The sequence below is a fragment of the Rubritalea profundi genome, from assembly GCF_002954445.1.
GTDB lineage: Bacteria > Verrucomicrobiota > Verrucomicrobiia > Verrucomicrobiales > Akkermansiaceae > Rubritalea > Rubritalea profundi.
In genome coordinates this window covers 1,528,187-1,537,546 of the sequence record NZ_MQWA01000001.1, presented here as the reverse complement: position 1 = coordinate 1,537,546, position 9,360 = coordinate 1,528,187, and the positions used below count along the sequence as shown (strand labels likewise).

At 49.2% G+C, this 9,360-nt stretch carries 8 protein-coding genes; 3 read left to right on the top strand and 5 right to left on the bottom strand.

Annotation, left to right across the window (positions count from 1 at the left end):
- From BSZ32_RS06685 to BSZ32_RS06675, 3 genes are all read right to left on the bottom strand, one after another.
- A partial coding sequence (locus BSZ32_RS06685; protein WP_105042721.1) for a 3-keto-disaccharide hydrolase occupies nt 1–762 on the bottom strand: 762 nt, incomplete at its 3' end.
- A 247-nt stretch (nt 763–1,009) separates the two neighbouring features.
- Entirely contained in the window at nt 1,010–1,441 is a 432-nt protein-coding gene (locus BSZ32_RS06680; protein ID WP_105042720.1) for a helix-turn-helix domain-containing protein, read from the bottom strand.
- On the bottom strand, nt 1,438–1,755 hold the full coding sequence (locus BSZ32_RS06675; protein ID WP_105042719.1) for a type II toxin-antitoxin system HigB family toxin: 318 nt from the start codon (nt 1,753–1,755) through the stop codon (nt 1,438–1,440). The genes BSZ32_RS06680 and BSZ32_RS06675 overlap by 4 nt, the downstream gene beginning before the upstream one ends.
- 412 nt (nt 1,756–2,167) lie before the next feature.
- Between BSZ32_RS06675 and BSZ32_RS06670 the strand changes: the two genes are divergently transcribed.
- Nucleotides 2,168–3,103 carry a dihydrodipicolinate synthase family protein gene (locus BSZ32_RS06670; protein ID WP_105042718.1) on the top strand — a complete coding sequence of 312 codons (936 nt, stop codon included), beginning with the start codon at nt 2,168–2,170 and terminating at the stop codon, nt 3,101–3,103.
- Between the two features lie 110 nt (nt 3,104–3,213).
- Here the strand turns inward: BSZ32_RS06670 and BSZ32_RS06665 are convergent, their stop codons facing one another.
- Nucleotides 3,214–4,773 carry an aldehyde dehydrogenase (NADP(+)) gene (locus BSZ32_RS06665; RefSeq protein ID WP_105042717.1) on the bottom strand — a complete coding sequence of 520 codons (1,560 nt, stop codon included), beginning with the start codon at nt 4,771–4,773 and terminating at the stop codon, nt 3,214–3,216.
- 475 nt (nt 4,774–5,248) lie between these two features.
- Nucleotides 5,249–6,739 carry a hypothetical protein gene (locus BSZ32_RS06660; RefSeq protein WP_129589632.1) on the bottom strand — a complete coding sequence of 497 codons (1,491 nt, stop codon included), beginning with the start codon at nt 6,737–6,739 and terminating at the stop codon, nt 5,249–5,251.
- A gap of 606 nt (nt 6,740–7,345) precedes the next feature.
- On the opposite strand from BSZ32_RS06660, the gene BSZ32_RS06655 reads away from it, so the two are divergent.
- Both BSZ32_RS06655 and BSZ32_RS06650 read left to right on the top strand, forming a co-directional pair.
- Nucleotides 7,346–7,663, top strand: a complete 318-nt coding sequence (locus BSZ32_RS06655; RefSeq protein WP_105042715.1) for a helix-turn-helix transcriptional regulator — start codon at nt 7,346–7,348, stop codon at nt 7,661–7,663.
- A gap of 105 nt (nt 7,664–7,768) precedes the next feature.
- On the top strand, nt 7,769–8,449 hold the full coding sequence (locus BSZ32_RS06650; RefSeq protein WP_206018747.1) for an alpha/beta hydrolase: 681 nt from the start codon (nt 7,769–7,771) through the stop codon (nt 8,447–8,449).
- The last annotated feature ends 911 nt before the right edge of the window (nt 8,450–9,360 follow it).

The window sequence follows — 9,360 nt, the reverse complement described above, 5'->3', positions numbered from 1 at the left end:
TTTGTCCTGGATAAAGATGCCGTTGTGCAGGACGACAAATTTAGCACGCCTGATTACTTTACCTTCTTCGTCGAAGATCGGGCGGGTGAAGAGAATGTCGTAAGTTTGCCACTCACCGGGTTTCCGGCAGGCGTTGAAGGCTGGTTTCGAGCGTCCGTAAAGTGCGCCGGCCTGACCGTCGGCGTAGGTCGGGCTGATGTCATTGTACGAGTCGAGAATCTGCACTTCATATTTGTCCATCAGCGAAACGCCGCTATTGCCGCGGCTTTGGCCTTCGCCTTTGGCGTCGGCTGGCGACATCCATTCGAGGTGGAGCTGGCAGGAACCAAATTTCTGTTTGGATTTGATAGAGCCGGCTTTGACCACAATTTCCATGGAGCCATCCCCGAGCAATTTCCAATCGTTATTCGGGTGCTTGGGCCGGGTGCCGTGCCAGTTATCCATCGATTTCTTGGTGCCATCGAACAAGACGACTGCATCTGAAGGAGCGGTGCCCATTTTTTCCTGAGTACTGGGGGTGCCAGGAGTGACGATTGTTGGCAATGGTTGCTTTTTTTGATCCTTTTCGTGGACCATGATGCCATCGAGGGTCATGAACTTGACTTCTTTGCCGTCAATGGTCTCGGACCACCTTTTTTCAACCGGCTTTTTTTCCTTGCCAGCCTTGAGCTGTGAGACCGTACCGAGGAGGGACAAGCAGACGAACGACAGCCTGAAAAAAAGACGGCTGCCTGAAGATGGTATGTTTTTATTGTTATTCATGGGACGTTTCTTTTATAGAGGTTGCAGCTTTAACAGCAAGACCGTGTTTGCTGGCAGATCGATCACGATGGTTTGATCGCTGGCGGAAGTTTGTGTACCTAATAGACACACAATACTTACTTATTCAATAGACACACAATACTTACTTATTCGGAAAGTATTATCGCGATTGGAAATAAAAGAAACAAAGAAACCATTCGCCGAGTCCTGCGTGGGGTCTATAATTACCCGCGCATCAGCTGTGATTCTATATCATCAATCCAGCATCGATGTGCAGAGCCTCGGCTGTCTTGCGGATGTGGTCGGTATTGAACTTTCTTTCCCCCCTGAGAAGTCGTGAGGCAGTCGAGCGGTCGATGCCGATGAGCTTGCCCCATGCGGTGGCACTCATGCCGATGTTGTCGAGGTGGGCGGCAAGGAATTCGTGAGGCTTGAGCTTGGGGAGCTGGTCGATGTGGTTTTCCTCGTACACGGCCACAAGATCGGCCAGCGTGGTGAGGTAGTCCTCCTGGTCCTTGGTGAGCTTGTGCCCTGCCATGAGGTCGATGATTTCCGTGGCAGCTTCCAGTTCGATACCGTCATGGATGGTGCGCGGCATGTGGAGGCGGCACAGTGTTTCGTAGGTTTTGGGCAGTGCGGAAAACCTGGGCAGGGATGTTTTGTTGTGTGTGCGGCTCATAGTTCTTTTTTCCAGTTAGGCTTGTCGTATTGCGAGTGAGTGAGGATCTTGAGGATGAAAATTTTTCCCGTGTTGTAGTGGATGGCGGTGATGAGCCGGTGATTGTTTCCAGCGATGTTGAAAATGGTGATGGTCTTGCCACTGGCGGCTTGTGCGGCTTGTGCGGCATCTGCGTGGGGGAAGGCTTTTCTAACTTCGGTAATGGACTGCCACCGCGCGGCCCTGGCCACGGCGTACCACGCTGTGAGTGAAGCGGCGGCGTTCGGGTGTTTGTTGCCGTATTCTTTGAGCCTCCGGCGGGTGATGATGTGCATGATGGCTGTGCGGCAAGACTTAGTGGATAGGCGCTATGTTGTCAATATGGCACCAACGGGGCGTAGTGTCAAGTAGCCATAAGAAATGCCGGTCCAGATCAAGGGTCTGCAGATCAAGGGTCAGGCCTCAATGGCGCTTAAGCTGATGAGGCAGCAGTCCGCTGTACATTGAGGTTCATTTGTGGTGAAAATGTTCTCCAAGTCATCACCGTTTTTAGTGGTCATTTTCAACGCGTAATGTGAGGTGGTTTCCTCAGTGGCAAAAATAAATTGGTCTCGAACAGAAATCAAAAGCGGGAGAGGGTCTACAGGTCAGTAGAAGTATTAGCATTTACTGTCTGCGGGATTTTGATGTAAAAAAGCAAGCTTCTACCCACTATTCGGACAAGACAATGCTGCTAGTATCTTCGCCATGAGCAATATTTTCTCAGGAACAATTCCCGCACTGATGACCCCTTGCGATGCCGAGGGCAACCCCGACGTCGCCGCACTAGTAGCCACAGCTAAAGGACTGATCGATGCCGGCATGGACTCGGTGGTTTACTGTGGATCGATGGGCGACTGGCCCCTCCTCACCGATGAACAACGCCAAACCGGAGTGAAGGCACTGGTCGACGCTGGCATTAGGACCATCGTAGGCACTGGCGCACAAAACACAAAGATCGCTGCGGCACATGCTGCTCACGCTCGTGAAGTAGGAGCGCACGGCCTGATGGTTATCCCACGCGTACTTTCCCGCACACTTTCCCCAGCTGCCCAGCACAATCATTTCACAGCAATTCTCGAAGCTGGCGGACCTGATCTTCCAGCCGTGATCTACAACTCACCTCACTATGGTTTTGAGACGAAAGCGGATCTCTTCTTCAAGTTGAACGCGAAATACCCACAGTTGATCGGATTCAAAGAATTCGGCGGAGCAGCAGCACTCACTTACGCCGCTGAGCACATCACCACTGGCAACGAGAATCTCACACTGATGGTCGGTGTGGACACCCAAGCTTTCCATGGTTTCGTCAACTGCGGAGCTATCGGCGCCATCACTGGTGTTGGTACAGCGATGCCGAAAGAAGTTCTAAAAATGGTAGAGCTCTGCAAACTTGCCGCTACTGGCGATGCTAAAGCGCGCGTCCTAGCACTCCAACTGGGTGAGGCAATGAACATCCTCTGCACCTTCGACGAAGGCACTGACCTCGTGCTCTACTACAAGCACCTTATGGTTCTTGAAGGTAACAGCGCCTACGAACACCAGATCTATGCAGATGACAAGCTAAGCGCATCTCAACAAGCTCACCTCGATTCCCAACACGCCCTATTCCGCAACTGGTGGAACTCCTGGGAAGGAAAGTAGGCTAAATTAGACAATATTGAGTCTTTAAAAAATCTATAAAAAAGGCGGCATGCTATAGCATGCCGCCTTTTTGATTTTTAGGTTTGAGCTCAACGAGCCACAAATCAGTCCTAGACCTCGCTGCGTTGAATACCCAGCGGGTTGCCGTCCTTGAGTTCCTCTGGTAGCAGAGACTGCGGGCAATCTTGCCAGCAAACAGCACGGGTGAAACGGTAAATGGCCATCGTGCCCACTGAGGTGCTTCGACCATCAGAGGTAGATGGGAATGGACCTCCGTGTACCATGCTAGCACAAACCTCTACGCCAGTTGGAAAACCGTTGAAGGCAATACGCCCAGCACGATCTTCCATAAGCTGTGTCAATTCCCGCTGTTCGACGAGTTCTGCATCGGTGCCGTGAATGCTTGCGGTAAGCTGACCTTCGAGCGACTGGAACGCTTTGATTAATTCGCAGTCATTTTTATAGGTAACAATCAGGCTGGCCGGACCAAACACCTCATCGGTGAGTGCTGCTGTGGTGAGCAGTGTCTGGATATCCGTCTGGAAAAGAGCTGCCACTGCTTGGTTTGATCCTTCGCCGGCTGTTGCCTTGGCGAGTTGCTTGACCGCTGAGTTATTTTCTAATGCCTCAAGGCCGCTGCAGTAGGCATCGCAGATACCACCGTTGAGCATAGCACTACTAGAACCTGCACTGACTAGCTTAGCTGTTTCAGTGGCGATGGTTTCGGCGTGGTCTTCGTGGATGAAGATCAATCCAGGATTAGTACAAAACTGACCAACTCCTAGAGTCATGGAACCGTATAGGCCTTGCGCGAGTTGGGCTCCACGCTCTTGCGCAGCACCAGGTAAAATAACTACCGGGTTGATAGCGCTCATTTCAGCGTAAACCGGAATAGGTTGCTCACGGGCTGCCGCAAGATCCATCAGGGCGCGACCACCAGCGTAGGAACCGGTGAAGCCGACAGCTTTGATCGCAGGGTGCTTAACCAGTGCCTGACCAATCGTGCGTCCACCACCGTAAACGAGAGAGAACACGCCTTCAGGTAATCCGCAGTCAGCCACAGCTTTCTGCACTGCAAGACCAACGATCTCTGCGGTGCCACTATGGGACGAATGCGCTTTGACAATCACTGGGCAACCCGCAGCCAAAGCCGAGGCTGTGTCTCCACCGGCGGTGGAAAAGGCGAGTGGGAAGTTGGAGGCTGCAAAAACAGCGACTGGACCGAGCGGGCGCAGCATGCTGCGAGTGTCCACTTTTGGCAACGGTTGGCGGTCGGGCTGAGCACGATCAATCCGTGCGTCTACCCATGAACCTTCATCGAGCAACTTGGAAAACATCCGCAGCTGGCCACAGGTGCGTCCAGCTTCACCGCGGACTCGCATTTCAGGAAGACCCGTTTCAAAGGGCATACGCGCCACTAAGTCTTCGATAACTGCTTCGATGTTATTCGCAATAGCGTTCAAAAAGAGCGCCTTATCTTTACCGCTGGTATGGCGGTACGTTTGAAATGCCTCAGCAGCAAGACCAACCGCTTTTTCAAGCTCATCGCTGGTGGCAGCCATGTAGGTGGGCTCGATCGCTTCGTTGGTGCTTGGATTGATGCTCTTACCCGTAGCCTGGTTTCCCTGGCCACGATTGGCGCCGATAATTGATGTTCCTTGGAGTGTCATGATTTTGGTATTAGAAATTCGTGTCCGCACAACATGCACCTAATCTAAAAGAGGTTCAAGCCCGCTATGCATAGAAAAACAGCGACCCAACGAGCGAACACGTAGAACAGCGCTTCCAGCCTCTTTTCACTAAGCCAGCATAAGGAAGCAAATTTCTACCGCGAAAAAGACGAAAGCGGCGAAAATGCCTGCCCGATGAAATCCAGAATGATGAAACGTTTCCACCACGAATCTCACGAATGGTTCGGCAGGGACGTTTCTCCGAAAACGTCCGGCTAGGTTGTCCTCATTTCGCCAATCACCGCCCACTCTGGACTGCGCGTGGCTTGACTCCGCTCTGCGGCAGGGTCGGCTTGACGACAGTGGCGGGGCTTCATCGTCACCCCCAGCGCGTCGGCGCAATGTGGCGGTCACACTCCACGTAGCGCGACCGTCTCGGTCGCTCAAAATAATCCCAGCAAAGCTGCCGAAAAAACTAGTCCTGCCCCGCTATACTTAAATAATAACTTTCTGCAGATTGCTTCAAAGATGAATCCTCAGAGATTTTCTCAAATGCTTTCTTGGCAGCTTTACCGTGCACCGTCTCGGTATGATCATTCGCAAACTTTTCCAGAACTTCTAAGCCAGCCTCACTCGCCCTTTTCATTTTATTCATGCGATTAATAATGCTGTGGAACTCGCGACCTAGCTTCAGCTGTGCTTTATTCTCTTCAGCTTTGAAAAAGGATGCATAACTCTTAAGCACTTCATCATAAGCAGGAATCCCTTTATATGATTTAGAGTATTTTTGAAAATTAGCATAAACACCATAAACATCTCCAACAGATTTTTGCTTATCAAGAAGCGCAAGATGCCCCTCCACTTGCGTATTCACTTTATTCACTAGTGTCTTAGCAAAATGATCTTCTTGGTTCTTATTCTTCTTGAGTGCAGCGTAGGCCTGAGACCATTTTTCAGCTTCAATAGACTCAGCCGCTCTACGTAACTCAGGTGGTAGATCAAGAAATATTGGCGCATTTTTTATTTGATCACTTTCATCCTTCTCGACAGATCCCCCGTTACTACGAACCCACTCTAAATACATGGCAGCGGATTTGGGTCCAGGAATCCACCAAGTCGAACCGCTCATTTTGGCCGTAATTTTCACCTTATCGTGAAAAGTGCGTTTGCCTTTTTGAGACAATTTTGCCGAAACATAGCCACCTACACTAGAAGGGTTCACATCGATAAGTTTATAAGCCCGCCCAACAGGTATATTGGCAGGAACTCTGAAATTCATCACTTCTTCAAGCCATATAGCTGTTAGGGTTGTGGTGCCTCGTCCACCGTGCCCACCCTTTTCGGTAATATCAATCACTGCAGTACATGGCTGTTTTGCGTTAAATGCAGCAGCACACCACCCAAAGTGAGACTTACGGCGGTCGATATTTTGAAACAGGTCAGCATGAGTGGCATTGAAATACATCGGCACTCCTGAAACACGCTTTGGGAAATCCATGCGCCAAATGGCTGAGTGGTCAAGGATTACAGCAATGGCTCTTGCTTGATTTGCTGCAGCCCAGTCTGCCGCTGCGCGACCACCTTTACTGATGCCTTGCACGATGGCGCCAGCAAATTCGATTTCAGGTTGGTTCGATGCTTTTGCTGCTGCCGCAAGCAAGGCCTTACTAAACCCCCTGCCTTCATCAAGCCTAGCAATCATAGCTACCTGACTTTTATGCGCAAAGCTCTTCAACGGTCCACTGACATTTTGCATGACACCACGGACCGGAGGTTGTATTTCTCCCGAGTACTGAGGAATATAGATCGTATTTGACGCATCTTTCCCGTTAAGTTTGTAGCTCACATTGACTTGTTTGAAATTTTGAGCCGATAGATTGCCTAGCATCATCAGTAAGCCAATGCAGAGATGAAGAATACTGCTAGGAATTTTGTTTTTTGGAAGAGTGCTTAAAGTTGATGTCATTCGTCGTGTTGGTTCGTTTTTTCAAGAAGTGAGCTTGATTATATGGTGCCCAAGTAAGGCTTTTTCTTGCTGTTTGTTTTAGAGTAAGAGGTATCGCAGTTTTGTTAGACAAAATTACGATGGAATGTTGCCTAACAAAACTGCTAGATTTTTTTTGCGTGGGCCGCTTGAGGGCGCCGTTGAAGGAATCGGAGAGAGGGAGTCAGCAAGTTAAAGTATAAAGGGATAGACCTGAGCGGCACAATAGAGATGGCAGAACATTTTTTCAATTGCCGATTCGCAATTTGAAAGGAAATAGGATGAGGTATGTAATGCTGATCGGTTAGCCACTGAGTCCGCCCTTAGTATCCAGGGAACATATTCAGGGAACAGACAATATCTGAGGTGAACATGTCATTTAGTCTGTCTAATAGTCACGCGTTCAGACCTCACCAGCGTATTCAAGCTGCCCTTCAGTCTCAGAGTCATGTATCAGAGGACGTTTTCAAAAAGACGGTGTCCATCGACATTTAAGAAATGTTGCTGATCGTTAACATTCGTTCAATGAGGTCGTTCGTCAACATTTAGGCCTTGCGGACGTTCACCCACTTTGTTATTGAGTAAAGTATGCAGATTATCAGTGCCAGAGACATCGCTAGTCGAGTGAAGACAAGGCGTAAAGAGATAGGCTGGACACAGGCCCAACTCGCCGAGCGCAGTGGCGTGAGTCGAGACTGGATCATTGCTCTAGAGCAAGCTAAACCGAGCGTGGAACTAGCACTCGTCCTCCGCACTCTGAAGGCTCTTAACATCCAACTCCATACCAGTGAGAAAGATGCCACTGAAAATAAGCTCATCTATAGCGGCAATTCTATAGTGGACGCGAAGGCTGCTGCTCTGCGACATTCTAAGCAAAGAAACCACAACACTCATGGAAAAGCTTAGCGTCATCGTAGAAGGGCTCCGCATGGGCAGACAATATCTTCACAACACTGAGATGAGTGACAACTAATTACTCTATTCAAAAAAAAATAAATTCACACTTTTCTAATGAAAATTCCAATTAGCATATTCTTACTACTATGGATGTTCAATTTTTCCAGCGGTGGCAGTGAACAGATCATTAGAAATGTCGAATTCGCAGTGATCAATGAGGACAGGCTCGCGCTAGATCTGTACCTCCCAGATGGAGTGAAGAATCCGCCCTTAGTGATATGGATTCACGGTGGTGGCTGGAGGGCTGGCAGTAGAAAAAAATGTGACATCCGCTGGATGACTGATCATCGCTTTGCCGTAGCCAGCATATCATACCGACTCACCCATCAGGCTATCTTTCCAGCCCAGATTCACGACTGCAAGGCTGCTGTGCGTTGGCTACGAGCGAATCAAGAAAACTATGGGTATCCCACAGAGCAATTGGCTGTGGCTGGATCTAGCGCGGGAGGTATGTTAGCAGCACTTCTCGGCACTTCCGGCGGAGTGTCGGACCTCGAAGGCAAGGTGGGGAGCCATCTTGAACAATCCTCGCGAGTGCAAGCCGTGATTGATTTTTATGGCCCAACAGATTTTTTACTGCGATCCAAAACCCAAGCTAGCAAAGCCAATGAGCCGGGATCTGTAGTATATAGACTACTTGGGGGTGGCGCTGATCAGAAAACCGCCTTGGCTAAAATGGCGTCTGCTGCCTTTCATATCAGTCCTGATGATCCAACCATGTTGGTTTATCACTGAGTGAATGATAAAACCGTACTGCTTGACCAATCAGAACGAATGCGTGATGTGTACTCAGACGCCGGCCTATCCATCGCATTAGTCTTAATTGAAAACGCTGGGCATGGAGGAAAGCAGTTCCACAATGCAGACAACAAACTGACAATGATTAACTTCCTGAAACGACATATACTTCCGCAGGGAAATGCCAGTAGCGAAAATGCAGAATAAGTCGGTCGATCTCATCCTGACACTCTCCAGGATAGCTCACCATAAAAGTTCTGCTAAAAATGAGACGTATAATCTACAATCTAATACCTTTGGCGATCGGGCTAGCTTTCATCGTAGCGGGGTCTATTTACGACACTCTCTTTGCGGGCATACCCTACCAGGATCCAACTCCATCATTACAAGCCGAGTATCAATTTCATTCCACAGTTGCTTCAGTCATCATGACTACGGGGCTTGTCCTATTCCTAGCGGGTCTCATTTTTCTTATTTCTAGGAAAGTATACAAAACCCTTTCATCTAGCCCATAGCAATTCAGCAAAATAGTGTCCTTTCCCCTAGTTTACGAGCCTAGTGAGAAGTGCAAGTCCTTACTCCACGTAGCGCGACCGTCTCGGTCGCTCAAATATTCCCAGCAAAGCTGCTGACTCACAGCGCTCAGACCTCACCAGCGAACTTCCGCCTGCCATTCTAGCCCGTTTCCCCTACAAAAATCTAGCTGATATAGCGCTTCATAGACCAAGATCATTTTTCAAGATCCCTTATGCATAAAGGGAATTCTCAAGTCACATGTCATTTAGTCTGTCTAATAGTCAAGATGACATGTCATTTAGTCTGTCTAATAGTCATAATAGTCAAGATGCCTAGTATCATGCTGAAAGTGCAGCATTAGCGAGATTTTCTAGCATTTCTTGTCTGATAAG

Bases quoted from the DNA above. Each gene is read 5' to 3' on its own strand.
- BSZ32_RS06680 (WP_105042720.1), bottom strand. From the start codon at position 1,441: ATGAGCCGCACACACAACAAAACATCCCTGCCCAGGTTTTCCGCACTG.
- BSZ32_RS06675 (WP_105042719.1), bottom strand. From the start codon at position 1,755: ATGCACATCATCACCCGCCGGAGGCTCAAAGAATACGGCAACAAACAC.
- BSZ32_RS06670 (WP_105042718.1), top strand. From the start codon at position 2,168: ATGAGCAATATTTTCTCAGGAACAATTCCCGCACTGATGACCCCTTGC.
- BSZ32_RS06665 (WP_105042717.1), bottom strand. From the start codon at position 4,773: ATGACACTCCAAGGAACATCAATTATCGGCGCCAATCGTGGCCAGGGA.
- BSZ32_RS06660 (WP_129589632.1), bottom strand. From the start codon at position 6,739: ATGACATCAACTTTAAGCACTCTTCCAAAAAACAAAATTCCTAGCAGT.
- BSZ32_RS06655 (WP_105042715.1), top strand. From the start codon at position 7,346: ATGCAGATTATCAGTGCCAGAGACATCGCTAGTCGAGTGAAGACAAGG.
- BSZ32_RS06650 (WP_206018747.1), top strand. From the start codon at position 7,769: ATGAAAATTCCAATTAGCATATTCTTACTACTATGGATGTTCAATTTT.